The sequence below is a fragment of the Melghirimyces thermohalophilus genome, from assembly GCF_900102685.1.
In the GTDB taxonomy this organism is placed as follows: domain Bacteria; phylum Bacillota; class Bacilli; order Thermoactinomycetales; family DSM-45169; genus Melghirimyces; species Melghirimyces thermohalophilus.
The window spans coordinates 87,979-114,972 of record NZ_FMZA01000009.1 but is presented as its reverse complement, the minus strand read 5'-3'; the positions used below and the strand labels follow the sequence as shown (position 1 = coordinate 114,972).

Sequence of the window (26,994 nt, the reverse complement as noted above, 5' to 3'; positions counted from 1 at the left end):
AATAACTAATATTCTATCGTGATGATCGGGGTTCCAAGGGTGAGAATCATCTGGCGATCTTCTTGACCGGCCTTTGCGGCAATCTGAACATTCATGATACCACCCCCGGTTTTCAAACCCCCGGTGAAAAGAGGGGTGTATGCGGACACACTGGTGGTTCTATCCGTCCGCATCGATTCCACTTCTCTGGCCCCTAATGCTTTCATCACCCGGCGGATCAACGCTTCCCGTCCGTGTCTGTCAGCTCGCTCCATCGAAACCGTTCCCTGTATGGAGAAATGAGTGCGGGGTTGGATCCGATATTGATGCAATGCGCGATGGAGACGGTTGCGCACCTGCAGCAGTTGGGACCGGTGGAGTTCACTCCCAGAAACACGAATAGCAAGATATGGCTGCACACGCTGGGGCTGAGGCCTATCGTTGATAACGGTCAATTCCACCTGAATGTTTCGAGACCATGTTCCGGCCGCTTCCAAACGCGTCCCGTCCGACCTGCGCTCAATCTGGGCATCCCCCAGACTCAGCTCATCTGCCAACCCGTCCGCCAGTTGGTGCACCTCTTCCCCTGTTAAACGGCGATCGATGCGACCACCATGATGTACCATGTACCGGGTGGCTTCCACATCCATACGCTCAAAAGCGCGAACTAGTTCCATTTGATCATCTTCCGTAAAGGTGGACGAGAAAGCGATCAGCAAAACGGATAAGAGCAGCAAAGCTGGAATTCCAAACCACTTTTGTATCATATATGCCCTCTCCCTGCATCTTTTTCAACCATTGTTCACGATACAGAAAGAGGTTATACCCGGCAGTACCCCTCTATCCGAACAAGGAACCGAGCATTTGAGACCAGCTCATGTAATCGTTTAAAAAGGAAGCCAAGCCGTGACCAAAGATGATGGAAAGCAGGATATATAAGACTTTGGCCTGAATACCCTTTGGTTCCCGGAGGAACAGGTCCAGGCGAACATTCTGCAAGACCCACCAGCTCAGGGCAATCCCGGCGAGGGACAGCAGGATGTTGACGAGTGCGGAGACGGCAAAGCCCGTCGCTCCATCCATAACATTATGCACTCCTCGTATAGCGGGTTCACGATATTCCCATGCTAACCCAAAACTGGACGAAACGCAACGCTTTCCTCCTCACCCATCCACTGCCGCTGATCAGATTGGTAAGCATACCTGATGCCTGCAACACCGCCCCCCTAGACTCTCCTTCCCGATTGTCCAGACCGAGTCGTGCGACTTTGCCAGCATCCGGCTCGGGCCAAGCGAATCCTTCGCCAAGCTTACCCTATAGATGGGCGTTTTTCACACGCTGATTCTTCCCTCCCCCCATCAGCTCAGCGATGCTATAAGGGCAGGAGAAAGTCCCCTTATCAAAAACAAGCCATTAATCTATTAAATCAACATTCTTCCAGGAGGGCAATCATGAACGCACAGCGCTCCCATGCACGGTCACACCCCTTCCAAAGCAAAGACCCCTCCAGTAGACAGAGGAGGGGTTACTGTCCAAGGGTGTCCCGCACCGGAGATAAGGTGGACATCCAGTCCATCTGCCCCAGAAAATCGAGGGTCCACTGAGGAAGAAAACCGAGCAGGAGTGTCCCGGCCAGGGAAATCAGAATAACCACCGCCGCACCGGCGGGAATCGGCACCTTTTTCCCGTCAGAGGGAGGGCGGAAGTACATCATCCGAATCACTCCGAAGTAGTAGAAGTAGGAGACCACCGTCGTCACCAGCATCACTGCCGCGATCCAAAATTCCCGAGCCGTCACCGCGTGGATCAGGATGTAAAACTTTCCGAAAAACCCAGCGGTGATGGGAATCCCGGCCAGAGAGACGAGAAAGACCGTCATCGCCGCCGCTGCCAGCGGAGAGCGTCGGGACAGACCGGCGAAGGAAGCCAGATGCTCATTTCCCGTCTCCCTTTCCACCACCATCAGGACGGTAAAAGCGCCTAAGGTCATAAACAGATAAGCTATGAGATAGTAGATGGTGCTTTCAAACAGCATCGCACCCGCCACCGCTGCCAACGGAACCAGCATGTAACCGGCATGGGCCACACTGGAATAGGCCATCATCCGTTTCGTACGCGTCTGACGGAGAGCGGCGGTATTGCCGATCACCATGGAAGCAGCAGCGATCACCAACAGTGCCGGTGCTACTAGCTCTTGCCACGGACCGGCCTGCAACAGAAACAGGTAGGTGCCCAGGAGCACCCGCAGAATAAGTGAGAAGGCAGCTGCCTTGGACACCACCGCCAGAAAAGATGTCACCGGAGTGGCGGCACCCTGGTATACATCGGGGGCCCACATGTGAAAGGGAGCGGAAGCCGCCTTAAACGCGAAGCCCAGTAGCATCAGGAACAGCGACAAAAGTACAAAAGGCTCATAGCCGCTGTTATATGCCTCAAAAAGGCGTTGTTGAGCTGTATACAGGTTGGTGGTCCCGGTCAACCCGTAAACAAAGGACATTCCGTATAGGATAAAGGCGGAGGAAACCCCACCCATCACCACGTATTTCCACGCGGCTTCATTGGAATCTGTACGTTTTCGGCGGATTCCGGCTAAAATATAGGAGGCCAGGCTCAACAACTCCAGCCCCACAAACAAGGTGATCAGATCAGCGGAGGAGGTGAGCATCATTCCCCCCAGCAGAGCGGCCAACAGGAGATAGATGTACTCGCCTCGGGCCTCTTTCCCTTCCCGATCCATCTCCCGGAAAGATCCCAGCAGAATCAGCCCGGTTCCCGCCAACAGAATCAACTTGAACACCCGAGCAAAATCATCCACCCGATAGGTATCCGACAAAATTTCGTAAGCCGGGTCCCCCAGTTGTTGGGCCGCTACCACTCCGGCCCCGATCACCGCCGCCAGGCTGATCCACCCCAGTAGGCGTCGATTCCCCCCTTCTTTCAGCAGGAGGTCGATGACGGACAAGAGAGCAGCCGCTGCCAGAATGATCAATTCCGGAGCCATCACGGTCCAGTCATAATCCAGGAAGTATTTTTCCATTCCCTACCCTCCGATCCTCGACGCGATCGTCTGTATGGTGACTTTCATCGGTTCCCCCAGTACGTCAGGCCAAACACCGATCAAAATGATGCAGGAGAGCAATACCATCATCGGTGCCGTCTCCGGCCAGCGAGTGTCTGCCATCCCCTTGATTTGCTCCGCAACAGGTCCGAAGCCCGCTTTCAGCACCGCCCGCAACGTATAGGCAGCAGCCAGCACCAACCCCAGTACCCCCGCTGCAGCCAATCCCGGCTCCTCATGGAACAATCCGAGGAAAGCCAGAAATTCGGAGATAAACCCGGACATGCCTGGCAGACCCAACAAGGCCAGCCCACCGGCGAGAAAGATCCCCGTCAACACCGGTGCCGGGCGGGCCATTCCGCCCAATTGCCGAATGTCGGTGGTTCCGGTCCGTTCATAGAGGCTTCCGATGAAGAAAAAGAGCAACGCAGAGATAAACCCGTGTGACACCGCTTGGAAGACCGCTCCGGTCAACCCGGACACATTGAGGGCGGCGATCCCGAAGAGAATGATCCCCATATGGCTGACACTGGCATAAGCCAACAAACGCCTGAGCTCGTTTTGCACAAAGGCCAATGCCGCTCCGTACAAAATATTGATCAGCCCCAACAGGGCCAGTACCCCGGCGAACGCCTGCATCTGTTGGGGGAAAAGTTCCACGCCGAAGCGGATCAGCCCATAGGCGCCCATCTTCAAAAGCACCCCTGAGTGAATCATCACTACTGCCGGCGGGGCCTCCGCATGCACCCTCAACATCCATGTGTGGAAAGGAAACATGGGAAGCTTGATGGCAAAGGCGACCACTGTACAAAGAAAGATCCCGCGCACGATGTTGTTCACCGGCTCCTGGGCCAGCATGGCCTGTATCCGCGAATCATGGGCCATCTCCTGCATGCGGCTGTAATCCAAGCTTTGGAACAAAACGAACAGACCGATCATCGCCAACAGCAAGAAAGCGGATCCCAATCCGTTGTACAGCAGGAAGCGATTGGCCGCTTTTTCCCGGTAGATGGAACCCCAGATCCCGATCAGGAAGAAGAGAGTAACCAGGGTGACCTCGAAGAACAGGAAGAACAGAAACATATTTCGAGCCAGGAAAACACCGAGCATCCCCACCTCCAATAGGAGAAACAGGAGAAAATATCCCTTCAGCCTCTTTTGGATGTAGACGGAGGCACAGGCGGCCAAGGTAGCCACTAAGGCAGCCATCACCGCCAGCGGCAGGGAGAGGCCGTCGACCCCGAAATGAAAGGCCACTTCCCAGGGCGGGATCTGCGGTAGTTGAATCTGGAACCAGGGCAACCGCTGTTCAAACTGAACTCCGCCTGCTCTCGCATCGAATTGGAAATAGAGGAGCAGGGCGAGAACCGAGGGGGGCAGGGTTGCCAGGATGCCCACCCCTTTCAACCAGCCCGCCTTGTCCCGGGGAATGCATAAAAGGACGATCACCCCGATCAGAGGAGAGAACACCAGACCGATCGGCAGCGCTTGCTGCAACTGTTCCATCATCCGAACAACCTCCCCGCTGTCAGCCCGATGATCAGAAGAACGAGCCCGATCACACTCACCAAGGTATACGTCTGGAATTGGCCATTCTGCAGGGCCCTTGCCCAGACCCCGATCCGACGGGGAACCGCAGCGATGATCCGAACCAAACCTTGAACGATATACCGGTCAAACCCCACCAGGAACAGCCCCAACCCCCGGTAAGGACGGATCAATACCTGATTGTAGGCCTCATCCACATAAAACTTCCGCTCCAACAATCGGTATGCCCAAGGTATCCTTCGGGAAACCAGATCCGGATCGACGGTTTTGGCGGCGTACATGGTCCAGGCGAGGGCCATTCCGGCCAGAGAGACCAGGATAGATAACAAGGGAATCCAAACCGCTCCCGCCCCAGTGGCCGCCGACTCCGCTCCCCCGGTCAACCATTGGCTGAAGCTGTCGCCGGGGAATTGGACGAAGCCGGCCAGCACCGATAACACCGCCAGCACAGCTATCGGCCTCATCATTCCAGGATCGGCCACCGCTTGCCTCTCCCGCCGACTTTCACCCCAGAAGACGAGGAAAAAGAGGCGGAACATGTAGAAGGCGGTTAAAAACGCGGTGACAACACCGATCAGAAACACCCCGATCCGCCCGTCGGCATAGGCCGCCATAAGAATCTCCTCTTTGGAAAAAAAGCCGGCAAAGGGAGGAATTCCCGAAATGGCCAGGCAGCCGATCAAAAAGAACCATCCGATCCTCCGATGGCTGTTCCAAAGCCCGCCCATCCTGCGGATGTCCTGCTGGTGATGAAAGGCGAGGATTACCGCACCTGCCGCCAAAAACAGGAGCGCCTTAAAAAAAGCGTGGGTCATCAGATGGAAAACTCCAGCAGCATATCCGACCGAACCCAAAGCCAGCATCATGTACCCCAGCTGACTGACGGTAGAATAGGCCAGCACCCGCTTGATATCGTTTTGCACCAAAGCAATAGCGGCGGCGAACATCGCTGTAAACGCCCCAGTCCACGCCACAACATCCATCGCGATAGGTGCCGCTTCAAAGAGAGGAAACGCCCGAGCCACCAGATAAACCCCTGCTGCCACCATTGTAGCGGCATGGATCAGCGCACTGACCGGGGTGGGACCTTCCATCGCATCCGGCAGCCATGTATGTAAGGGGAATTGGCCTGATTTCCCAACCGCTCCCAAAAAGATCAACAGAGTGATCCACGTGAGGACTTCCGGAGGAATCTCCCCAGCCTCTAAGACCGCAAAGATTTGCGCCCAATCAAAGCTGCCTGTGTGGATAAAGAGGAGTATCACGGCGATAAACAAGCCAATATCGCCGATCCGCGTCATGATAAAGGCCTTCTTGGCCGCCCGCTTCGCCTCCGGTTTGAAGTACCAGAAGCCGATCAGGAGAAAGGAACAGACCCCCACCAACTCCCAAAAGATATACATTTGGAGCAGATTGGGCGAGATCACCAGCCCCAACATGGAGAAGGTGAACAGACCGAGATAGGCGTAAAAGAGAGGGAATCGTTCGTCCCCTTTCATATACCGGCGGGAATAAACCTGCACGAGAAAGCTGACCAGACTCACCACCAATAACATCAAGGCGTTGAGTTGATCCACCTCGACCCCGAATCGAATGTTCGTCTCCCCAAAAGAAAGCCACTCCAGGCCAGCCCGATACGATGAGCCGCCAACCTGTTCCAGCAGCACCCAGACAGATCCCGCCAAGGCAAAACATGCTGTTAAGCTTCCCACCCAGGCCGCCGACCGCTCGCTGAAGGTTTTGCGGCCTGCCAACAGGAGGAGAAAAGAGACCAGGGGAAAGAGGGGGATTATCCACGCATTCGCGATCATGGGATCACCCGTCCTTCTTCCGTTGATTTGACAGAACGATCAGCCATTAAGGGAATTGTAACGGTCCACTTTCACGGTATTCTGATTTCTATAAAGGGCAAACAGAATGGCGACCCCGACAGCAGCTTCCGCCGCGGCAATCGTAATGGTAAACAGGGTAAACACCTGCCCGGTCTGATTGGAGTAAAGTCCGTATTTGGAAAAGGCGACCAGGTTGATGTTGGCCGCGTTCAGCATCAACTCCACACAGAAGAGAACCACCACCGCGTTCCGTTTGGTCAACACCCCGTACAGTCCCACACTGAACAGGATGGCACCCAATGCGAGGTAGGAAGTTACCGGCATCATGACTTGGACTCCTTTCGCGCCAGAATGACCGCACCAACCAAGGCGACCAGAAGCAACACCGAGACCGCTTCAAAGGGGATCACATACTGTTTAAACACCGTCTCCCCTAACCAATCCACCGAAAAGCGTCCGACATCTGCTGTCTCCTCCGTAAAGGGCGTCCGGTAAAGGGTGTGCAGTAAAATACCCAGAAAGGCTGCTACTCCCACAAAACTGAAAAATTTGTGCCATGGACGCACCCCTTCCGCCTCTTGATCCCGGTGACGGGTCAGCATAATTCCAAACAACATCAGGATGGAAACGGCGCCGGTATAGATCAACACCTGGATCGCCGCCAAAAATTCCGCATTCAACAAAACATAGATCCCGGCGATGCTAAGCATGGTGAACGCCAGGGAGAGCACCATATGCACCACACGGACAAAATTGAGCATAAACACCGCCCCGCCGATGGCCATGATCGACAGGATCAAAAAGGCGATAAATTCCCCGTTCATTTCGATCACTTTTTCTTCACACCCCGTGCGTTGACGTTGTTTTCGCTGCGGATTCCGGAATTATTTTGATGAAGCCACTCCAGATTCTTATAAAGATCATCCCGGGAATAGGATGCCAGCTCGAACTGATGGGTCATCACGATCGCCTCGGTCGGGCAAACCTCGGTGCACAAATCGCACAAAATGCAGATTTCGAAGTTGATATCGAAGGTATCCAGCACCTTCCCCCGCTTTTCGGGATGTTTATGGCCAGTAAGCGAGATGCAGTCAGTGGGGCAGACGCGGGCGCATTGGTTGCAGACGATGCATTGATCCGGATCCAGGTGTTGGATTCCCCGGAACCGGTCGGGCATCGGGATCGGTTCATCAGGGTATTTATGAGTCACTTTTTTTTTGGTCATGGTTTTTAGGGTGACACCCATCCCTTTGATCAAGCCCATCATGGGAATCCCTCCATCTACGTTTGCATGATGGTTCAGCCAGGCACGATTCGCTGTTGGTTAAACGGGTTTCAAAAAACTCACCTGCGTTTTAGTACCATCCGCTGAACACTTCCTTCAGCACCGCTGACAAAAAGATGTTGATCAAGGAGAGCGGAAGAAGCACTTTCCAGCCGAGCTGCATCAGCTGATCCATGCGGATGCGGGGAAGCGTGGCCCGAATCCAGATCAGCAGAAACACCATCAGCAAGAACTTTAGCGCAAACCAGAAAATTGGCGGAATAAAATCGATACCGAACAGCGGATTCCATCCTCCCAAAAACAGGATCGTCGTCAAAGCCGCCATGGCGTAAACATAGACGTATTCAGCCAGCATAAAGAAGGCGAACCGGAATCCGCTGTACTCCACATGGTAGCCGGCCACCAATTCCGATTCCGCCTCCGGTAGATCGAAGGGGGTGCGGTTCAATTCCGCCAAGGAAGCGATAAAAAAGACGACAAATCCGATGATCTGGGGCAGGATAAACCACACCTCTTTCTGGGATTCCACGATACCCGTCAAGTTTAGCGTGCCTGCCGCCATCACCACCCCGATCACAGACATGACCAGTGGAATTTCGTAACTGATCATCTGAGCGACGGACCGCATCGAACCAAGCAGGGCGTATTTATTATTGGAGGCCCAGCCTCCACTCAGGATTCCGATCGTGGTGATGCTGGATATGGCGATATAGTACAACAGCCCCACTGCCAGATCGGAGAATAACAGCCCCTTGGTGTAGGGGATGGCCGCTAGCACCACAAAAGACGGCACAAAGGCGATCACGGGTGCCGCTTTAAACATTGCCCGATCCGCATTCCGAGGAATCGTATCCTCTTTAATCAACAGCTTTAAAATATCGGCTACCGTCTGCAGCAACCCCCAGGGGCCCAATCGGTTGGGTCCGTGCCGTCCCTGCATCCAACCCATCACCTTCCGCTCAAACAGAATGGCGTAGGTGACAAACAACAGGACCACGGACAACAGAGTAACAGGGCCAAACAGGGTCCAACCGTTCATATTCCCCACCTCCCGAATCGTGATCCATCCCGCTCTGGACACAAACTTCGCCTAACCAACCGGTCGCTTGTTCAAATCTCCTGATCATAAGGGACATAATCCTTTCGCAGGGGATGCCCCACCCAGTGATCGGGCATCAGGATCCGCTTTAGCTCTGGGTGTCCCACAAACCGAATTCCCATCAGGTCGAAAACCTCCCGCTCATGCCAATCGGCTGCCGGCCACACCTTGGCAACGGAGGGAACTTGCGCCTCTTCTCGGTCGGTTTTTACCTTTACACACAGCGAGTGTCCGTGTTTCAGGGATGTGAGGTGGATCACCACTTCCAGATAGTCTTCATAGTCAACCCCGGACAGATTTTGCAGATAATCAAAGGCCAGTTGAGCCTCTTCGGCGAGAAGGCGAGCCACCGATGCCCATTGATTCGCAGGCACCACGATCGTAGGGCGATGGCCGTCCTTTCGATTGATAAAGGAGGTTTCCACCGCCCCTTCCCCCGCCTTTTCCCGGATCACCTGGACAAAGGAATCGAGCAGCGGCTGTTGCGGGGAAGGTTCCGGCGGCTCCTCCTTCTTTTTTTCCTTCGGTTTCTTTTTGACGTCGGCGGCCCGGGCCTTAGCCGCAGCTGCTGCCTTGGCGGCTTTATCCGCTGACGGTTTCAGCGCGGATTCCGCTTCTCTATCGTGGGCCTTCGAAACGGTTCCCCGTTCAGCCCCGGACGGATCCGCCGGTTTTTCATGGGCGTCCCGAGGCACGTCGTCTCCAGAGTCTTCCGCCTTATGTTTTTTACGCTTTTCAGACATTTCCTCTTCCCGTCGGGTCAACGATTGGTCACCCTCTTCCCGGTTTTTGCTTCATAACGGATTTTTTCCTGCAGTTTATGAATCCCGTAAATCAAGGCTGCTGGATTGGGCGGACACCCGGGGATGTAAACATCGACGGGAACGATCTGATCCACGCCTTTGATCACCGAGTAGGATTTGACATAGGGCCCTCCAGCAGTGGCACAGGAACCCATGGCAATCACCCATTTTGGCTCCGGCATCTGATCATATAGCCGGCGCAGCAGCGGCCCCATTTTTTTGGTGACGGTGCCAGCGACGATCATCACATCTGACTGTCGCGGCGAAGCTCGGAAAAAGGAGCCAAACCGGTCCAAATCATAGTGGGCCCCTCCCGTCCCCATCATCTCGATCGCACAACAGGCCAAACCGAAGGTCATCGGCCACAGGGAATGGCTGCGTGCCCACGCTTTTACTTGATCCAAAGTAGTCGTGAAAACATTTCGTTTCAACTCTTCTTCCTCAGTCAAGCGGATTCCTTCCAAATTTATGTCCATTCCAACACCCTCTTTTTCCAGGCGTAGACAAGACCGATCACCAGAAAGAAGACGAAAATCCCCATTTCCGCCAAAATGAATAAGCCGACATCGGCCCGCAGGGCATCATAGGCGACGGCCCAGGGATAGAGAAAAACCGCCTCTACGTCAAAGATGACGAAGAGCAAGGCGAACAGATAGTATCGGACATGAAATTGAACCCGACTGTCCCCGGTAGGATCCAGCACACCGCTTTCGTACGCCATCGCCTTGGGACCGCTGGGTTGGTAGGGCCTAAGCAAACGGCCTACCGTCAAGGCCGCCGCCGGCAGTGCAAGGCCGACCAAAATGAAACCGACCACTGACAGATAATTTTCGGTATACGTCATCTCGCCCCCCCATTTCTGCTAACCTTCAGATACTTTTGGCGGCTAAAAGGTTAGATAAGAATCATTAAACTGAAAAATAAACGGGAATCAATTCCTTAAATGGAATGAAAACCCTCCCTAGATTTTGATTATATCAAAAGTCGTATAACAACTCCAATTCAAGTACTTTTGGCAACGCTTACATTCAATGCTACAAATATTCTAACACAGATTTTGGTTTTCTCACAGCGGTCCAGCTCTCCATAAAAAAGCAACCCACAAGTTGTGGGTTGCGATCGGTTATTAACCGTTCTGACTGACCCGAAGCCGGTTCTTCGCTTTCATCAGGGCGATTTCCGCCCGCCGAAAATCGATACCTTCCTTCTGTTTGTCAGCCAGACGTTCCTCCGCGCGCTTTTTGGCCGCTTCCGCACGGTCTACATCGATCTCATCGGGCAGCTCGGCGGTTTCGGCCAAGACGGTAACCGTCCCTCCGCGCACTTCGATAAAGCCGCCGCTGACAGCAACCAAAAACTCTTCTTCGTCTTTTTTTACTCTGACCGCCGTGATCGCAAGCGGGCTGACATAAGGGGAATGGTTCGGCAGAATTCCGATATCACCTTCAACGGCGCGCGCGATCACCATATCCACTTGTTCCGAGTAAACCTTACGCTCGGGTGTAACGATGTCCAACTGCATGGTGCTCACGGACGTTCTCTCCTTCCAGCCCGTCAGGCGAGAGTTTTCGCCTTTTCAATCGCTTCCTCGATGGTACCCACCATATAGAAGGCGTCCTCCGGCAGGTCATCGTGTTTGCCGTCCAAAATTGCTTTAAAGCTGCGGACGGTTTCCTTGACGGGAACGTATTTTCCAGGGAGACCGGTAAACGGTTCCGCCACGTTCATCGGCTGGGAGAGGAACTTCTCGATACGGCGGGCACGAGCCACCGTCGTTTTGTCCTCTTCCGTCAGTTCGTCCATCCCCAGGATGGCGATAATATCCTGCAACTCTTTATAGCGCTGCAGCACTTCCTGCACACCGCGGGCCACGTTGTAGTGCTCCTCACCCACAACCGCCGGGCTCAACATCCGGGACGAGGAAGCCAACGGGTCCACCGCCGGGAAGATCGCCTTGGCGGCCAAGGAACGCTCCAGGTTGGTGGTGGCGTCCAAGTGGGCAAAGGTGGTCGCCGGTGCCGGGTCGGTGTAGTCGTCAGCCGGCACGTAAATCGCCTGGATCGAGGTGACGGATCCTTTTTTGGTGGAGGTGATCCGTTCCTGCAGCTGACCCATTTCCGTAGCCAGCGTCGGCTGGTAACCCACAGCGGAAGGCATCCGGCCGAGGAAGGCGGATACTTCGGAACCAGCCTGAGTGAACCGGAAGATGTTGTCCACGAAGAACAACACGTCTTGGCCTTCCTGATCCCGGAAGTATTCCGCCATGGTCAGACCGGTCAGGCCGACGCGCATCCGGGCCCCCGGCGGTTCGTTCATCTGACCGAAGACCATCGTGGTCTTGTCGATCACGCCGGAATCGCTCATCTCGTGGTAGAGGTCGTTCCCTTCACGGGTCCGTTCACCCACGCCGGCAAACACCGACAGACCGCCGTGCTCCTGAGCGATATTGTGAATCAGTTCCTGAATCAGAACCGTTTTCCCCACACCGGCACCGCCGAAGAGACCGATCTTACCGCCCTTGGCGTAGGGGGCCAAAAGGTCCACCACTTTAATCCCCGTTTCCAGGATCTCCTCCTGAGTGGACAGATCTTCGTATTCCGGAGCGGGGCGGTGGATGGAGTAGTTCGTCTCCGACTGGACCGGATCCTTCTCGTCAATCGGCTCTCCCAACACATTAAACACCCGGCCCAAGGTGGGACGGCCCACGGGAACCGTAATCGGCTTCCCGGTGTCAACCGCCTCCATACCGCGGACCAAACCGTCCGTGGATCCCATCGCAATGCAGCGAACGGTGTTGTCTCCCTGTTGGAGTGCAACTTCGACGGTCAGGTCGATATCTTTTTCACTCGACGTCTTCGCTTGATATTCAATCTTTACCGCGTTATTGATTTCAGGCAGGTTTCCCTGGTCGAACTGGATGTCGACAACAGGTCCCATCACCTGAGTGACGCGTCCGGTGCTCATCTGTTTCCCTCCTTAGACTGCAGTGATCTCCCGTATACCGTCACGGGCTTAACCCAGCTGCAGGCTGCAATCCTTACTCCAGAGCACTGGCACCGCCGACAATCTCAGCCAGTTCCTGGGTGATAGCTGCCTGCCGCGCCCGGTTATATTGCAAGGTCAGCGTTTCGATCATGTCCGATGCGTTGTCGCTGGCGTTGCCCATCGCTGACATCCGGGCCCCGTGTTCACTGGCCTTCGACTCAAGCAGTGCGCTGTAGATCAGTGTCGTTGCATAACGGGGCAGTAGCTCTGCCAACACTTCTTCAGCAGAAGGTTCATATTCATAAAGGGCCTGGGGACCGCTTTCCTCTTCATTAGATTCCATATCCGCAAGGGGCAACACCCGCTTTTCCAAGGGGCGTTGCGTGATCTGGTTGATAAATTCGTTATAGTAGAGATAAAGCTCGTCATATTCCTCGTCGGCAAACATGTCGATCGCTTTCTTGGCGATCGATCGGATATCGCTAAACTCGGGGCTATCGGACAAGTCTGTCACGTCCTCAATCACCGGGTAACCCCGGCGCATGAGGAAGTCCCGGCCCTTGCGACCGATCACGAAAATCACATACTCGTCTTTACTCTGGTGTCGCTCGGCCACGGTTTTGGCCAGGCTGCGGAGCAGATTGGCGTTGAAGCCCCCGGCCAACCCCCGGTCGGAAGTGATCACCAAGTACCCGGTCTTCTTGACGGGTCGGGACACCAACATCGGATGTTGCACGCCCTGGGTACCACCGGCGATGGAAGCGATCACTTCTCGAATTTTTTCCGCGTAAGGGCGGGCGGATTCCGCCTTTTCCTGGGCTCGGCGCAGTTTAGCTGCCGAAACCATTTCAAAGGCTTTGGTGATCTGCTTCATATTTTGAACGGAGCCGATTCTCCGTTTAATATCCCGCATACTTTCTGCCATCGCATTTTCACCGCCTTTCCTCCGTCAGGCAGGTACAGAAGGCCCGGTCACCGAGCCGCTTTCGGCTTTGCCTCGACTGGGGATCGATCACTTGGAAGCAGCAAAGCCCTTTTTGAAGTCCTGTACTGCGCTCTTGATCCCTTCTTCCACTTCATCGGAAAGCTTCTGCTCTTCGCGGATCTTCTTCAATACATCAGAGCGTTCCGTTTCCACGTAGGAGAGAAGCTCAGACTCAAACCGCTGCACATCTTCCACCGCCACATCGTCTAAATAACCGCGGGTGGCTGCATAGATGGAGATGATCTGCTTTTCCACCGGCATCGGCTGGTTTTCGTCCTGTTTCAAGACTTCCATCAGGCGTTCCCCACGGGCCAATTTGGCCTGGGTCGCTTTGTCCAGGTCGGAACCGAATTGGGCGAAAGCTTGCAGCTCACGATACTGGGCCAGATCCAGCTTCAGGGTACCGGCCACCTTCTTCATCGCCTTGATCTGGGCATCCCCGCCCACCCGGGACACGGATGTACCGACGTTCACCGCCGGGCGCACACCGGAGTAGAACAGATCCGACTCCAGGAAGATCTGCCCGTCGGTGATGGAGATCACGTTGGTGGGAATATAGGCGGAAATATCGCCGGCTTGGGTTTCGATAAAGGGAAGTGCCGTCAGCGAGCCGCCTCCTTTTTCGTCAGACAGCTTCGCAGCCCGCTCCAACAGACGGGAGTGCAGGTAGAAGACATCCCCAGGGAACGCTTCACGGCCCGGCGGGCGACGGAGCAACAGGGAAAGCTCACGGTAAGCGGCGGCCTGTTTGGTCAGGTCATCGTAAACCACCAGCACGTGCTTTCCTTCGTACATAAACTTCTCGCCCATGGCACAACCCGCATAAGGTGCCAGATACAAAAGCGGAGACGGGTCGGAAGCGTTGGCGCTCACAACGATGGTATAGTCGAGGGCACCGGCTTGACGAAGCTTCTCCACCACACCGACTACGGTGGACTGCTTCTGACCGATAGCCACATAGATACAGATCATGTCCTGATCTTTCTGATTCAGGATGGTATCCACAGCGATCGTAGTCTTACCCGTTTGCCGATCGCCGATGATCAGCTCCCGCTGACCGCGGCCGATCGGAATCATGGAGTCGATCGCCTTGATCCCTGTCTGCAGAGGCTCATGCACCGATTTCCGGTCCATGACACCCGGCGCGGGGGATTCCACCGGACGGTATTCCGAGGTATTCAGCGGTCCTTTTCCGTCCAAGGGCTGGCCGAGGGGGTTGACCACACGGCCCAGCAGGGACTCTCCTACCGGCACCTCCATGATCCGCCCGGTCCGTTTCACCTGATCTCCTTCCCCAATATCGGAGAAGGGCCCCAGGATGACCACACCGACCTGATCTTCTTCCAAGTTTTGGACCATGCCCATCACGCCGTTTTCAAACTCCACGAGCTCGCCAGCCATGGCGTTTTTCAGGCCGTGAACACGGGCGATGCCATCACCGACCTGGACAACGCTGCCGACATCAACGACTTCGATGTCCCCTTCGAACTGCTCAATCTGTTGTTTAATGAGAGAGCTGATCTCTTCAGGCTTGATGCTCATGATTTCACCCCTATCCTTCCAATCCGATTATCCGACACGGGATGCGTTCAGTTGTTTCCGGAACCGTTTCAGTTTATTAGTCAGACTGCCGTCATAAAGCCGATCGCCGATCCGGACGATAAGACCGCCCAGGATGTCGGAATCGACACGGTTGGAAATCACCAGCGTCTTCCCGATTTTTTTCTGAAAAACAGCAATCAGTTCTTTCTCTTCCTCTTCGGAAAGAGGGACGGCGGTAATCACTTCCGCTTCGGCAATCCCTTTGGCATCGTAGACGAGTCTTTTGTATTCTTCCCCGATCTCTTCAATGACCTCTTCCCGATTGCGTTCCAATAACAAATGGAGAAGGTTTCGGGTTAGGTCGGAAAGGTTCGGGAAAATTTGGTTAAAGACCTGCTTCTTATCATCGGTGGTCACTCGAGGATGCTCCACCCAGTTTTGAAGCTGCTCGCTCCCAGACCAAGCACGAACGATCCCATGCCACTCTCTCTGGACTTGATCCAGCACATCCCGTTCCTGCGACGCGTCGAACAACGCCCTGGCATATCGTTTCGCTACGATGGAGCGGCTCATTGCAATTCGCCTACCTGGTCAAGATATTGATCGACCAACTTGGCTTGATCTTTGGGATCCAATTCCTTCTCCATCACTTTAGAAGCCAGGCTCACCGAGAGGACCCCCACTTGATCCCGAAGCTCTTTAATCGCTTTTTCCTTTTCGGAAGCGATTTCGGACCGGGCTTCGCTGATCATCCGATCGGCGCGCTCACGGGCGTCCCGAATAATTTCTTCTGCTTCCCTTTCCTTCTGGGCCCTCGCTCTTTCCAATAGCTCCTTGGCCTCTTGCCGGGAGCGGGCCAAGGCTTCCTTTTGCTCAGAAACCATCTTCTCCGCTTCTTTTCGGCTCTCTTCAGCGCTGCTGATTTGCTTCTCAATGTATTCCTGCCGTTCGTTCATCACATTCATGATGGGACCCAAGGCGTAACGCTTCAGCAGCAACATCAAAATCAAAACCGCAACGACCTGGAACAACATGGTTCCCAGATGAAGACTCAATCCCGATCACTCCCTTCAGACGATACCTTCCCTATCGAATAGATGGCGGGGAAGGACCACTCCCCCGCCACTCACTTACTGGACCATGCTTAGATGATGCCGAAAGCCAGCAGAATCCCGATCCCGACACCGATAATCGGCAAGGCCTCAATCAGACCGAAGAGGATCATGGTTTGACCGAAAAGGGTTCCGCGAACTTCAGGTTGACGAGTAATACCTTCGACATATTTGCTGAACAGAAAACTGTTACCCAACGCTGCACCCAGAGCAGCGAAACCAATCATGATACCGGCGGCGAGAATGTTCAAATCCATGTTCATTTTCCTCCTTTAACACTTGCAATCTAAATATTTGGCTTCATCAGTGCGCCATTTTCTGAGAGATGTAAACATTGGCCAGAACCGTAAAGATATAGGCCTGGATCACACCGATGAAGAGAGAAAAGCCCATCCAGACGATCAAGGGAGCACCTGTGATCAAGGGGGAACCTTCCGTGATCATGATGGTGATCAAAATCTCCCCAGCAAAAATATTAGCCCAAAGACGCATCCCGTGGGTCAGGGGTTTCGAGAATTCCTCAATCAGGTGAATCGGCCCCATCGGGCTGATGTAATGACCCAGATAGTTTTTCAGCCCCGACCGGATTCCCACGTAATGGGTGAACAGAGCGACTGCGATCGCCATTCCCAATGCGACGTTCAAATCGGCCGTCGGGGATTTAAACCAGTTGATGCCGTGGCTTTCCTGCAAGGCGGATTCCGTAATCCCTAAGGAAGGAAATGGCTGGTGTGCTTCCGTAGTCACCATCAAAAAGATCCCGAGCTGATTGGCCACCATGATAAACAGGAACAGCGTGAAACTGAAGACCACATATTTTTCCGCCGTTTTTTGGTCATAGGCCATTCGTGCGATCCCTTTAGCAAAATCGATGATCATCTCCACCACGTTTTGAAGGCCTTTGGGATACAAGCTTCGGTTACGCGTGGCCAAAAACGTGATCAGAAAAACGATGACACAGGTCACGGTTGTTCCGATCATGATGGTTAGGTCAAAAGTCATACCCAGAAACTGAACCTTTGGTGTCAACTCCATCCCATTCGTTCACCCCTTTCTCCAGTAAGCTTTACCTGCTTTTTACACAACTTAACTCTGCCACTACCGCAGCCAGATACCCGAGAGGGAATCCGAGGAAAATCCCGAGAACGTCTACTTGATCCGGAAAACGGACACCCAGGATGAGAGGGAGAATCAAAGCGAGGAAGCGCTGAGACATACCAAGTCCCCAACGAGCCTTTCCGCCTGACAAGATGGACTCTCCAACCAGCCGGAGTCTTCTGGCGAGATGGAGGACATTGTACAGACTGGTTAATCCTCCGAGGAACATTCCTGCAAAAAAAGGCTTGGCGGGGGTGACCAACCATAAAAGGAGGATACACACCAGGGCGGAAAGAGTGAAGAACCGGATACGGCGGCGTCGGTTCTGCAATGATTCCTTGTAGGGTTGAGCGTTCAATGGCACCCTCCCTCGCTCGAACGAAGAATGGCTGCTGTGGTTAGAGAAGTTATCCTCGAGAGAAAACCGGAATTATTTGCCCCGCAGATAGCGAATGGCCATCGCGGTACTGATTATTCCTACCAAAAGACCTCCTACTAAACCGATGGCCGTCCAAATCGGGTAGCTCCCTAGCCTGTCGTCAAAATACCGGCCGATCCAGGCCCCCCCGATAATGAGGAGAAACAGCTCCAAACCCACAGAACTGAGAACCCCGATTATTTTCCAAGGATGGTCCCAACCATTCTTCAAATAAAATTCCCCCATTCGACATAGGGAACATTTACAGAAAAGGGGGTGAAATTTCATTCACTCGGTTTACATAGTACCCATGATGGGAGTGTCATGTCAACGCATTCAAACCATGCAAAGTTGAACAATTTGTCACATTCTCGATCCTTCTCATAAGGATCTTTCATCATATCAGAATATACCCCTAGAAGGTGTTGGAAATCCGCAGTCGTATAAACCGCGGACCACCCTCTCATTTATTCAAGGATCATTGACTACCCTACCTGCCATCAACGGGTCCCGAACAACCGATCCCCGGCATCGCCTAACCCTGGGACGATATAGCTATTCTCGTCCAATTTCTCGTCCACTGCAGCCACGTAGATGTCCACATCTTCATGGGCTTTTTGGACCTCTTTCACCCCTTCCGGCGCAGCGATCAGGCACATCAATTTGATATTTTTGGCGCCCATCTCCTTGATGCGGCTGATCGCTTCCGCAGCTGAACCGCCGGTGGCCAGCATCGGATCGATCACGATCAATTCCCTATCCCCGATGTCCGAGGGCATTTTGGCATAATACTGAACCGGTTTTAACGTTTCCGGATCCCGATACAAGCCGATATGCCCTACCCTGGCTGCGGGGATCAACCTCAGAATTCCGTCGACCATACCCAAGCCGGCACGCAAAATCGGGACCAACCCTAATTTTTTGCCGGATAGCACTTTACACTTCGCGGTGGTGACTGGAGTCTCCACCGTCACCTCGGTCAGGGGCATGTCCCTTGTAATTTCGTAAGCCATCAGGGCGGACACTTCTTCGACCAACTCCCGAAACTCCTTGGTTCCCGTCTCTTTGTCCCGGATGTAGGTCAACTTATGCTGGATCAGCGGATGATCAAATACGTATACGTTTCCCATCAGATAACACTCCTTTTTTCAGGGCAGGGTAGGCCCCGGTCTGTTCCCATAACGCAGTCTCACACATTGTACTGGTCTTTATTTTAGATGTCTATGCACCTCAAATATCCAGAACAGGCCGTCGGTTTTTTGACCCGTGCCCGATAATCGATCATCCCTCGTTTGTCGACACAGAAAAACCCGCCGGCAGATGTTGGCGGGTAATAAGGCCTTTCGAGGAACAAGCCTCCGTTGTTCGGGGATCTGTGTTCAGATGTTTATTTCCGGATAGAGGGGATGCCGGGACGTGAGAGAAGCCACCCGTTTCCGAGCCTGTTGCTGGGCTTCTTCATCCTCCGGGTTTTTCAGCACCTGGGCCATAATATCCGCAATCTCCACCATCGCTTCTCCCTTCATGTGACGGGTAGTGACAGCTGCCGTTCCGATTCGGATACCGCTGGTGACGAAGGGGCTTTCCGGATCGAAGGGGATAGCATTCTTATTAGCAGTGATTCCCGCCTCATCCAGCAGAACCTCCGCTTTTTTCCCCGTCAGCCCCAAGTTGCGGACATCGATCAGGATCAGATGGTTGTCCGTTCCGCCGGAAACCAGGTTGAAGCCCCGTTGGATCAACGCTTCCGCCAGAGCCCGGGCGTTGTCGACCACTTGCTTGGAGTACTGTTTAAAGGCGTCACTCTGCGCCTCTTTTAACGCCACCGCTTTGGCGGCGATCACATGCATCAACGGGCCGCCCTGGATCCCGGGAAAGATGTTCTTGTCCACCTTCTTGGCGTACTCCTCCTTGCAGAGGATCATCCCACCCCGGGGGCCGCGCAGGGTCTTATGGGTGGTGGTGGTCACAAAATCGGCGTGGGGAAAGGGGCTGGGATGGTCCCCTGTCGCCACCAGGCCGGCGATGTGGGCCATGTCCACCAACAGGTAACAACCGGCTTCGTCGGCGATCTCCTTCAATTTGGCAAAGTCGATGGTGCGAGGATAGGCGCTGGCTCCCGCCACCAGCAATTTCGGTTGGTGCTCCAAGGCCAACTTGCGCACCTCTTCGTAATCGATCTGCTGGGTTTCCTCGTCCACCCCATAGGAAACGAAGTTGTACAGTTTCCCGGAGAAGTTGACCGGGCTGCCGTGGGTCAGGTGGCCCCCATGGGCCAAGTCCATTCCCAGTACGGTGTCCCCCGGCTCTAATATGGAGAAATAAACTCCCATATTGGCCTGGGCCCCCGAGTGGGGTTGCACGTTGGCATGTTCGGCTCCAAACAACTCCTTCGCCCTTTCACGGGCCAATTCTTCCGCCTGATCGACAAACTGGCAACCGCCGTAATAACGTTTGCCCGGATAACCCTCTGCGTATTTATTAGTCATGATGCTCCCCATCGCTTCCAAAACGGCAGGGCTGACAAAGTTCTCCGATGCGATCAGTTCAATCTTCCCCTGCTGGCGAGCCAATTCTTTACTAATTGCTCCAGCCAATTCCGGATCAGTCTGTCTCAGATGGTCCACTGGCGATTCCTCCTCCTTTAGCTCGTCCACTTCCTATGTCTGCCAGAGGGTCCTTCCCTCCAGCGTAAGTCCATCAATGGTCTCTCACAGCCGTCGGCAGAAGCTCCCTCTTTATCCACAGCAACGGTAAAAAGGGCCGGTTGGATTCACTCCGGGTCCAATACGTATACCGCTCGCGCACCGCCGATCAATTTGGGACGGGTCCGGGCCATGGTCACATGGGCCGCTCCCACCCGATCGATGGGAGGACGGACCGGCACCGCCACCGGTTTCAGGTGCATGCCGATCAACGTGTCTCCAATATCGATCCCCGCATCGGCACGCACTGCCTCCACCAGCACCGCCTGTTCCAGGTGGCGAAAGGCATAAGCGGCCATCGCCCCACCTGCGCTGGGAACAGGTACGGCAGCCACCTCCGATAAGCCGAAGGATGCTTGGGTAGGCCGGGTAACAACCAGGGCGCGGTTCAGGTGTTCACAGCATTGAAAAGCGAGGTGGTATCCGTATTTCTGTTGGAGTTCCAGAGCACCGTCCATGATGGATGACGCCACATCGTTGCTCCCGGCAGTACCGATGCGCTCTCCTGCCACCTCACTGGTACTCACCCCCAGCACCATTAAATGTCCGGGACCCAGGGGCATCGCTTCCAACAGCTCCGACGTCACCTCGATCACCTGCTGCCGAATCGGATCTGCCACCGGCCTCACTCCTTTTCCAGGGTGCAGATTTTATCCACACGCTGTTGATGCCGGCCGCCGGCAAACTCGGTGGACAGCCAAGTGCGAACAATCGCTTCCGCCAGGCCGGGCCCCATCACCCGTTCCCCCAGGGCCAACACATTGGCATCGTTGTGTTCGCGGCTCATTCGGGCGGAATATTCGTCACTCACCACTGCACAACGGCAACCGGACACCTTGTTGGCTGCGATGGACATGCCGATGCCAGTGCCACAGATCAAAATGCCGCGGTCAAACTCCCCGGCTGCCACCCGTTCCGCGACAGGCAGCGCATAGTCGGGATAATCAACGGAGTCGGCACAGTCGCAGCCCACATCTTCCACTTCCATCTTCAACTCATCCAGCACCTCTTTAATCGACTCCTTCAGTTGTAAGCCGCCGTGATCCGACCCGATGATGATCTTCATCGGAACACCTCCTTTTATTCTTTTCACTATGATCGCTGCAGCCGATCTAACAGTTTATCCAGCTGCTGCTCGATCTCCTCCGCACAGCGACGATAAATCTCCAAGCTGCCACCAAAGGGATCCGCCACATCGTGGTCGGTCCAGACAGCCCCTTCCTCCTTACGAATAGTGGTTTCAAGGCTCTCCAATTTTCGGTTGAGACTCTCCTCCCGGGATGAATCACCGTCGGCCCGGGCTTTCTCCACCATCGCCCGCAAGGTCTGCCATTCCGCCTTTAAACGTTGCAAACGCTCCAATTGTACCCGCTGGCTGTCATCCAGCACATACTCTTTCAAGGTGTACAACTTGTCCGCCGCTTCCGGGAAAGCCTGGATCAGCTGCTGCCGATGACCCACCGTCATAGCCAGAATCAAATCCGCCCACTCCACCAGCTCACCAGTGATCGGCTGGGACCGGTGGGAACGGTGATCGATCCCTCTCTCTTCCATCACCTGGAGAGCGGTATCCGCAGCAGCCATCCCATCGATGGCGGCAACCCCTGCGGACCGGACCTCCAAATCGAGTCCTTTCTCCGTCGCCTTCTGTTTCAACAGAGCTTCCGCCATGGGACTTCGGCAGGTGTTTCCCGTACAGATGAACAAGATTCGCTTCACTGTCCCCCCCGCAGCCATCATTACGAGTCGCTCCTTCTAAGTGATACTTAACATTATTCCAAGGCTCCACCCGATGATGCAACTACCCGTGGAGAGCATGTATGGCAAAGGAAAGAAGAATTCCCCAGGCGATTCCCCATCGGGTCGCTCGGGAAGACATTTCCAAGGCCCGGTGAAGCACTTCCTGCGTCACCACCCAAATCATGGTGGTAGCAGCAAAAATAAGACCGATCACCACCAAGTCAGTGGATTCCGCCAAAAACTGCCTCCCCAACCAGGTACCTATCGGCAAGGACGCAGCCGCCCCAAAACCGATCAAAAAAATGCGGCCCGCTCCAATCCCCGCCTTCAGCAAAGGGGCGGCCATACCCACCCCTTCCGGCAGATTGTGAACCGCCATGGCCAAGGTGAGTGTCAGTCCCAATTCCGGCTCCACTCTGAAGCCGATTCCGATCGCCGCTCCCTCCGGCAGGTTGTGGGCGATCACTGCGCCCACCAACATCCATCCCAACCGACGATAATCGACAGGGGAATCCGTCGGCTTGGAGTTGAATCTGTTCATCTGTTCCATCAGGGTCATCAGAGCGACCGCGCTGCCCATCCCGACCCCGACATGGACCCAACGGGGGCGCAACATCAGAGCAGCAGGCAGCAATTCAAACAGGCTGACGAACAACATAACAGTTGCCGCCAATCCCAGGGAGGCGGCTACCCAGGAAGAGGGAATCCGTTGGAATCGCAGGACCGATATGGTTCCCAACAGGGTCGCTCCCCCCGTCAGGGCACTGAACCAGACCGCCTCCATCATAGCAAAAACCTGAGACCCAGGGTGATAAGAATCATGCCTCCCACCACTTCCCCATAATCGCCGACCCAGCCGCCGACATGGCGTCCCAGCCACATCCCAAAACAAGCCATCAGGCCGCCGACGCAACCAAATAGAAGGACCGTCAGAATCCGATCCGCCTCAAACAGTCCCAGGGAGAAACCGGCAGAAAGAGAGTCCAGACTGACGCTGAGCGAAAATAGCATCACGCCCGAGGTGGTGGCGATGTTGAAGGAATCATCCCCCGCCCCGGACCGAAAAGCCTGCCAGATCATGTTGACTCCCAGAGCGCAGAGCAGACCGCCTCCTGTAATGACCGCGATGTTTTCCACCAACTGCCCCAGGTACTGTCCCATGGAGATTCCCACCAACGGCATCAAAAAATGAAAAAGCCCAATCGTGCCGCTAATCTTCAAGATATTCGGGATGCCTAAGCCTTTCATACCGACTCCGATGCCCAGGGAAAAGGCATCCATCCCCAACGCCACGGAAATCATCAGGAGGGTAAACAGCTGCCCCCATTGAGGCATGGAAAGCTCCATGGCCACTCCTCCCCCGCACCTGCTTGTCTCTGACAGGATATGCGGGGGATAGGACAAAAAGAACCCAACACCTCGAGGGGCTGAGGCCGGATTTACTCGCCGATATTCAACACGCGACCCTCCGCTGCTTTCCTCATTCGGTTCATCACGGAAAAATACATCCCTTCGGGCGGAAACCCCTCGGCGACGATCCACTCCGCTCCCCAATCGTCAAAGGTACGCAAGGCGTGATACAATCCGCGCGCCACCGTTTCCGGCTCGGATCGCCTGCCACAGACCTCCACACGGCCGGCCTGATACCGATCCGCATGCTCTTCAGTGGTCAGGATACCAACCCGTTTTCCCTCCTGTGCTCCGCGGTCCGCCCAGCTTTGCACATGGAAGACCAGTTCATCTCCCGACCCAACGATCACCCACATTTTACCCTGGGGGGCGTAATGGCGGTACTTCATTCCGGGCGAAAGGGGAGCTTCCACATCCCGTTCCAAGCCGGGATCAATCTGGATCTCCCCCACTATCTCCCGAAGCATGTCCGCGGTAATGCCTCCGGGCCGAAGAAGGACAGGCGGGTCTTGCGTCACATCGACGACGGTGGACTCCACACCTACCCCCGTCGCTCCTCCGTCCACCAATCCATCGATCCGACCCTGAAGATCATGCCATACATGATCGGCCCGAGTGGGGCTGGGTTTACCCGAACGATTGGCGCTGGGAGCAGCTATGGGAATCCGGCACGCTTGTAACAAGGCGAGAGCGACAGGGTGAGACGGGATTCGGATCCCCACGGTTGGAAGCCCCGCCGTTACTTGCGGAGCCAAGTTGCCCCGATGAGGGAGAATCAAGGTGAGCGGGCCGGGCCAAAAACGCCGAGCCAAGCATTTTCCTTTTTCCGGAAGGTCGCCCACCCATTTCTGCAACGGGGCCTCATCCGCTACATGGACGATCAGTGGATTGTCCGCCGGCCGCCCTTTCGCTCGAAAGATGGAAGCGACTGCCTCTGGCGACGTGGCATCGGCACCGAGGCCATACACCGTCTCAGTGGGAAAAGCCACCAGACCCCCTGCCTGTAACACGGCCGCCGCTTCCAAGAGAGCGGGAGGGTCGCCAGCGGCATCCCCGTCCATATTCCATCGCTTGGTTTCCATACCGGATATCCTTTCCTGACAAAAAATGAGGAGAACAACGGGTAACCGTTCTACTCCTCATCATACCACAACCTGTTCCCTTGATTCGCCTCAATCCTTTGTCGATTCCAGCTGCGGCTACGAGTTTCGGTAGACCATCGGCACCCCTTCCTCCGGACGGATGGCCCGACTTTTCACCGATTGGCTGATCGCCTCAGGAAGGGCTCGCCACTCCACCGCTCGAAAGCCGAAATGTTCAAAAATATTGGACGCGATTCCGGCCAACAGATAAATCTCCCTCAATTCCGACTGCCGGACATAGGAGAGGACCACATCGATCAGCTCCAATCCGGTCTTTCCGTTCCAGGCATCGCTCTCCATGACAAAGGAGCGTAACAACCCCTTGTCCCCGTAAATCTCCAAGCCAACGGTGCCAATCGTACGGCAGGATCCTTCCTCTTCTACGATCAGAAAATGGCCCAGGTGATCATCCACCCCTCTATCACTGATTCCCGCCTGCCGGAGCAGCCGAGCGATTGTCTCCCCGTCACCTTTATCCGCGCGTCGGACTGCAACCATCATCCGAACCCTCCTCGTGATTCTTTCTCTATCAATCTATGGAACTCCTAAAGAAAATAGAACCAATAAAAAACCGGCCTATGGAGCCGGTTCGCCGTTTATGATTGAAACCATCCGGAAAACAGATTTTCTAGGGAATCGAGAAGGAAGAAACGGATCTCCGCACGCGACTCCGGCTCCGTCGGAGCCTCCGATTTGGCCGGCGCGGCAAGCGCTTTTCCAGCAGCGACCGCGCGGGCATCGGATTGCCGAACTGCATCGCCGTTACTCATGTCGACAAAACAGAGAGGCGGAAACAAGACACACCACCAATTGTCTCCTTTTCCTTCCCCGATGGTGATCAACAAGGCCTCATATTTGCCCGCTGGATAAATTTGATCCCCATACAGTTTCGTAGGGAAAGGCACTTTGCCGAATTTTACCTGCACCGGATACGAGTAGCCGTATCGGTCCACTGTCTCCCCGGCAATCGCATCCAACTTCGGCAGGCGGGCACGGATCAACCGGCTGGCCTCTGCGGCGGATTGCGGCTTGTCCGCCCAGGTTTCCACTTCCTTGATAATTTCATCCCGCACCTTTCGTTTCAGCCACTGGTCCTCCCTGGAATCGCTGTTGGCCAGGATCCGCAGCCGAACCGCCTCCTCGGGAATGGACTGTTCCTTTTCCGTCGATTGGGCCATCACCGGTATAACCTGTCCCGTAAAACCGCCATCCGTCCAGTTCATAAACAGAAAAAGAGCGACGGAGAAAACAATCAAAACCGAATAAGTGCGAACCCGCATCGGATAAACCCTCCTCAGATGATTTATCCTCCATTATGGACAGGCCGGGGATCCTTTAATCATCCCGTCGGAGGGATTCACCGGGGGATTCCGATCCGCGCCGTCACCACCCGCGGTCGGCCCGCCAGATCAGGCAAGGTAAAAACATCAGCCCCTGCCCACTGGTGGACTAGCATCCTTTCCACATCTTCACTCTGTGCTTCTCCCACTTCAAAGGCGATCAAACCGGGTCGATTGATCAGGGAGGCGAGCTGTCGGATGATCACGCGATAAGGAGCCAAGCCATCCGGCCCGCCGTCAAGCGCCAAGCGCGGCTCGTTCTCCTTCACCTCCACATCGAGACCCTCAATCACATCAGATGGAATATAGGGCGGATTGGAGATGGCAATATCCACCTTAAGACCAGCAGCGATCAAAGGTTGCAACCAGTCTCCCACTAGCCACTGAATCCGGTCGTTCACCCTGTGGCGTTTGCCGTTTTTTCGCGCAGTAGTCAAGGCCCCTTGGGAACGATCCATGGCCACCAATTGCCAGGAAGGACGTTCCGCCGCCAAAGTGACCGCAATCGCTCCGCTTCCGGTACCCAAATCCGCTGCTGTCACCGAATCCTTTGGCCAGATGCGATCCGCTTCTCTCAACACCGTCTCCACCAGCACTTCCGTCTCCGGGCGCGGAATCAGCACTTCAGGCCCCACCTGAAAGGTACGGCCGTAAAACTCCTGCTCCCCCAACAAGTATTGGACGGGGATTCCCTTAGCCCGCCGGGACAACCACCGGGCAAAGCAGACAGCCGCGTCTTCGTCCAAGGGTTGGGCAAAATGTGTAAACAGGCGGGTCCGGTCCCAGTTTAAAGCGGATCGAAGCAGCAACTCTGAAACAAAGGCCGGACTTTCTACGCCCCGCTTTTTCAAATAAGCCGTCCCGATCCGGTATGCGGTTTCGATCGTTTTTTTCCTGCCCATGGACCACCAT

The 26,994-nt window shown here is 54.9% G+C and carries 33 protein-coding genes; all 33 read right to left on the bottom strand.

What is annotated here, in order from left to right; translation table 11 throughout:
• Positions 1-5: 5 nt before the first annotated feature.
• The 33 genes from BLP91_RS08650 to prmC all read right to left on the bottom strand — a co-directional run bounded on the left by BLP91_RS08650 (position 6) and on the right by prmC (position 26,984).
• A complete protein-coding gene (locus tag BLP91_RS08650; RefSeq protein WP_091569676.1) occupies positions 6-746 on the bottom strand; it encodes a YwmB family TATA-box binding protein in 741 nt (246 codons plus the stop codon).
• Positions 747-819: 73 nt separating this feature from the next.
• Positions 820-1,062, bottom strand: coding sequence for a DUF1146 domain-containing protein (locus BLP91_RS08645; protein WP_091569674.1), 243 nt, complete (start codon positions 1,060-1,062; stop codon positions 820-822).
• A 443-nt stretch (positions 1,063-1,505) separates the two neighbouring features.
• Complete coding sequence (locus BLP91_RS08640) at positions 1,506-3,017, bottom strand: NADH-quinone oxidoreductase subunit N (protein ID WP_091569671.1); 1,512 nt, start codon at positions 3,015-3,017, stop codon at positions 1,506-1,508.
• A 3-nt stretch (positions 3,018-3,020) separates the two neighbouring features.
• Positions 3,021-4,547, bottom strand: a complete 1,527-nt coding sequence (locus BLP91_RS08635) for a complex I subunit 4 family protein (protein ID WP_245662206.1) — start codon at positions 4,545-4,547, stop codon at positions 3,021-3,023.
• The gene (nuoL, locus tag BLP91_RS08630; protein ID WP_091569670.1) at positions 4,544-6,397 is read right to left on the bottom strand and encodes an NADH-quinone oxidoreductase subunit L; all 1,854 of its coding nucleotides are present in this window, start codon (positions 6,395-6,397) and stop codon (positions 4,544-4,546) included. Before nuoL ends, BLP91_RS08635 begins: the two co-directional genes overlap by 4 nt.
• A gap of 39 nt (positions 6,398-6,436) precedes the next feature.
• On the bottom strand, positions 6,437-6,742 hold the full coding sequence (gene nuoK / locus BLP91_RS08625) for an NADH-quinone oxidoreductase subunit NuoK (protein ID WP_091569759.1): 306 nt from the start codon (positions 6,740-6,742) through the stop codon (positions 6,437-6,439).
• Complete coding sequence (locus tag BLP91_RS08620) at positions 6,742-7,242, bottom strand: NADH-quinone oxidoreductase subunit J (RefSeq protein ID WP_091569762.1); 501 nt, start codon at positions 7,240-7,242, stop codon at positions 6,742-6,744. The genes nuoK and BLP91_RS08620 overlap by 1 nt, the downstream gene beginning before the upstream one ends.
• Before the next feature lie 5 nt (positions 7,243-7,247).
• Positions 7,248-7,685: an NADH-quinone oxidoreductase subunit NuoI gene (nuoI, locus tag BLP91_RS08615; protein ID WP_091569667.1), complete on the bottom strand. Its 438-nt coding sequence runs from the start codon at positions 7,683-7,685 to the stop codon at positions 7,248-7,250.
• Between the two features lie 88 nt (positions 7,686-7,773).
• Positions 7,774-8,742 (bottom strand): NADH-quinone oxidoreductase subunit NuoH, encoded by a 969-nt coding sequence (gene nuoH / locus BLP91_RS08610; protein ID WP_091569665.1) that lies wholly within the window; start codon positions 8,740-8,742, stop codon positions 7,774-7,776.
• 71 nt (positions 8,743-8,813) lie between these two features.
• Positions 8,814-9,566, bottom strand: a complete 753-nt coding sequence (locus tag BLP91_RS08605) for an NADH-quinone oxidoreductase subunit C (protein WP_245662205.1) — start codon at positions 9,564-9,566, stop codon at positions 8,814-8,816.
• Positions 9,563-10,081 carry a NuoB/complex I 20 kDa subunit family protein gene (locus tag BLP91_RS08600; RefSeq protein ID WP_143003506.1) on the bottom strand — a complete coding sequence of 173 codons (519 nt, stop codon included), beginning with the start codon at positions 10,079-10,081 and terminating at the stop codon, positions 9,563-9,565. The genes BLP91_RS08605 and BLP91_RS08600 overlap by 4 nt, the downstream gene beginning before the upstream one ends.
• Positions 10,072-10,449 (bottom strand): NADH-quinone oxidoreductase subunit A, encoded by a 378-nt coding sequence (locus BLP91_RS08595; protein WP_091569660.1) that lies wholly within the window; start codon positions 10,447-10,449, stop codon positions 10,072-10,074. Before BLP91_RS08595 ends, BLP91_RS08600 begins: the two co-directional genes overlap by 10 nt.
• A 282-nt stretch (positions 10,450-10,731) precedes the next feature.
• Positions 10,732-11,136, bottom strand: coding sequence for a F0F1 ATP synthase subunit epsilon (locus tag BLP91_RS08590; protein WP_091569657.1), 405 nt, complete (start codon positions 11,134-11,136; stop codon positions 10,732-10,734).
• Between the two features lie 23 nt (positions 11,137-11,159).
• On the bottom strand, positions 11,160-12,569 hold the full coding sequence (gene atpD, locus BLP91_RS08585; protein WP_091569655.1) for a F0F1 ATP synthase subunit beta: 1,410 nt from the start codon (positions 12,567-12,569) through the stop codon (positions 11,160-11,162).
• 73 nt (positions 12,570-12,642) lie between these two features.
• On the bottom strand, positions 12,643-13,515 hold the full coding sequence (gene atpG, locus BLP91_RS08580) for an ATP synthase F1 subunit gamma (RefSeq protein WP_091569652.1): 873 nt from the start codon (positions 13,513-13,515) through the stop codon (positions 12,643-12,645).
• Positions 13,516-13,602: 87 nt separating this feature from the next.
• Complete coding sequence (atpA, locus tag BLP91_RS08575) at positions 13,603-15,117, bottom strand: F0F1 ATP synthase subunit alpha (protein ID WP_091569651.1); 1,515 nt, start codon at positions 15,115-15,117, stop codon at positions 13,603-13,605.
• Between the two features lie 27 nt (positions 15,118-15,144).
• Complete coding sequence (locus BLP91_RS08570; protein WP_091569648.1) at positions 15,145-15,690, bottom strand: F0F1 ATP synthase subunit delta; 546 nt, start codon at positions 15,688-15,690, stop codon at positions 15,145-15,147.
• Entirely contained in the window at positions 15,687-16,151 is a 465-nt protein-coding gene (gene atpF, locus BLP91_RS08565) for a F0F1 ATP synthase subunit B (RefSeq protein WP_091569754.1), read from the bottom strand. The genes BLP91_RS08570 and atpF overlap by 4 nt, the downstream gene beginning before the upstream one ends.
• A 110-nt stretch (positions 16,152-16,261) precedes the next feature.
• On the bottom strand, positions 16,262-16,480 hold the full coding sequence (gene atpE, locus BLP91_RS08560) for a F0F1 ATP synthase subunit C (protein ID WP_245662210.1): 219 nt from the start codon (positions 16,478-16,480) through the stop codon (positions 16,262-16,264).
• Between the two features lie 52 nt (positions 16,481-16,532).
• Positions 16,533-17,264 (bottom strand): F0F1 ATP synthase subunit A, encoded by a 732-nt coding sequence (atpB, locus tag BLP91_RS08555; RefSeq protein WP_091569644.1) that lies wholly within the window; start codon positions 17,262-17,264, stop codon positions 16,533-16,535.
• A gap of 31 nt (positions 17,265-17,295) precedes the next feature.
• Entirely contained in the window at positions 17,296-17,685 is a 390-nt protein-coding gene (locus tag BLP91_RS08550) for an ATP synthase subunit I (protein ID WP_176757914.1), read from the bottom strand.
• A gap of 72 nt (positions 17,686-17,757) precedes the next feature.
• Complete coding sequence (locus BLP91_RS08545) at positions 17,758-17,976, bottom strand: AtpZ/AtpI family protein (RefSeq protein ID WP_176757913.1); 219 nt, start codon at positions 17,974-17,976, stop codon at positions 17,758-17,760.
• Positions 17,977-18,245: 269 nt separating this feature from the next.
• Entirely contained in the window at positions 18,246-18,875 is a 630-nt protein-coding gene (gene upp / locus BLP91_RS08540) for a uracil phosphoribosyltransferase (protein ID WP_091569637.1), read from the bottom strand.
• A gap of 249 nt (positions 18,876-19,124) precedes the next feature.
• Entirely contained in the window at positions 19,125-20,372 is a 1,248-nt protein-coding gene (locus BLP91_RS08535) for a serine hydroxymethyltransferase (RefSeq protein WP_091569634.1), read from the bottom strand.
• A gap of 146 nt (positions 20,373-20,518) precedes the next feature.
• A complete protein-coding gene (locus BLP91_RS08530; protein ID WP_425412200.1) occupies positions 20,519-21,070 on the bottom strand; it encodes a TIGR01440 family protein in 552 nt (183 codons plus the stop codon).
• 5 nt (positions 21,071-21,075) lie between these two features.
• Positions 21,076-21,516: a ribose 5-phosphate isomerase B gene (gene rpiB, locus BLP91_RS08525; protein ID WP_091569629.1), complete on the bottom strand. Its 441-nt coding sequence runs from the start codon at positions 21,514-21,516 to the stop codon at positions 21,076-21,078.
• Between the two features lie 26 nt (positions 21,517-21,542).
• Positions 21,543-22,190 (bottom strand): low molecular weight protein arginine phosphatase, encoded by a 648-nt coding sequence (locus BLP91_RS08520; RefSeq protein WP_245662204.1) that lies wholly within the window; start codon positions 22,188-22,190, stop codon positions 21,543-21,545.
• A 61-nt stretch (positions 22,191-22,251) separates the two neighbouring features.
• Positions 22,252-22,974, bottom strand: a complete 723-nt coding sequence (locus BLP91_RS08515) for a ZIP family metal transporter (protein WP_176757912.1) — start codon at positions 22,972-22,974, stop codon at positions 22,252-22,254.
• On the bottom strand, positions 22,974-23,537 hold the full coding sequence (locus tag BLP91_RS08510; protein WP_091569624.1) for a manganese efflux pump MntP: 564 nt from the start codon (positions 23,535-23,537) through the stop codon (positions 22,974-22,976). Before BLP91_RS08510 ends, BLP91_RS08515 begins: the two co-directional genes overlap by 1 nt.
• A 92-nt stretch (positions 23,538-23,629) precedes the next feature.
• The gene (locus tag BLP91_RS08505; protein ID WP_091569622.1) at positions 23,630-24,682 is read right to left on the bottom strand and encodes an L-threonylcarbamoyladenylate synthase; all 1,053 of its coding nucleotides are present in this window, start codon (positions 24,680-24,682) and stop codon (positions 23,630-23,632) included.
• A gap of 117 nt (positions 24,683-24,799) precedes the next feature.
• Complete coding sequence (locus tag BLP91_RS08500) at positions 24,800-25,243, bottom strand: GNAT family N-acetyltransferase (RefSeq protein ID WP_091569619.1); 444 nt, start codon at positions 25,241-25,243, stop codon at positions 24,800-24,802.
• Positions 25,244-25,338: 95 nt separating this feature from the next.
• Positions 25,339-26,022, bottom strand: a complete 684-nt coding sequence (gene spoIIR, locus BLP91_RS08495) for a stage II sporulation protein R (protein WP_091569616.1) — start codon at positions 26,020-26,022, stop codon at positions 25,339-25,341.
• Positions 26,023-26,099: 77 nt separating this feature from the next.
• Entirely contained in the window at positions 26,100-26,984 is an 885-nt protein-coding gene (gene prmC / locus BLP91_RS08490; RefSeq protein ID WP_176757911.1) for a peptide chain release factor N(5)-glutamine methyltransferase, read from the bottom strand.
• Positions 26,985-26,994 lie beyond the last annotated feature (10 nt).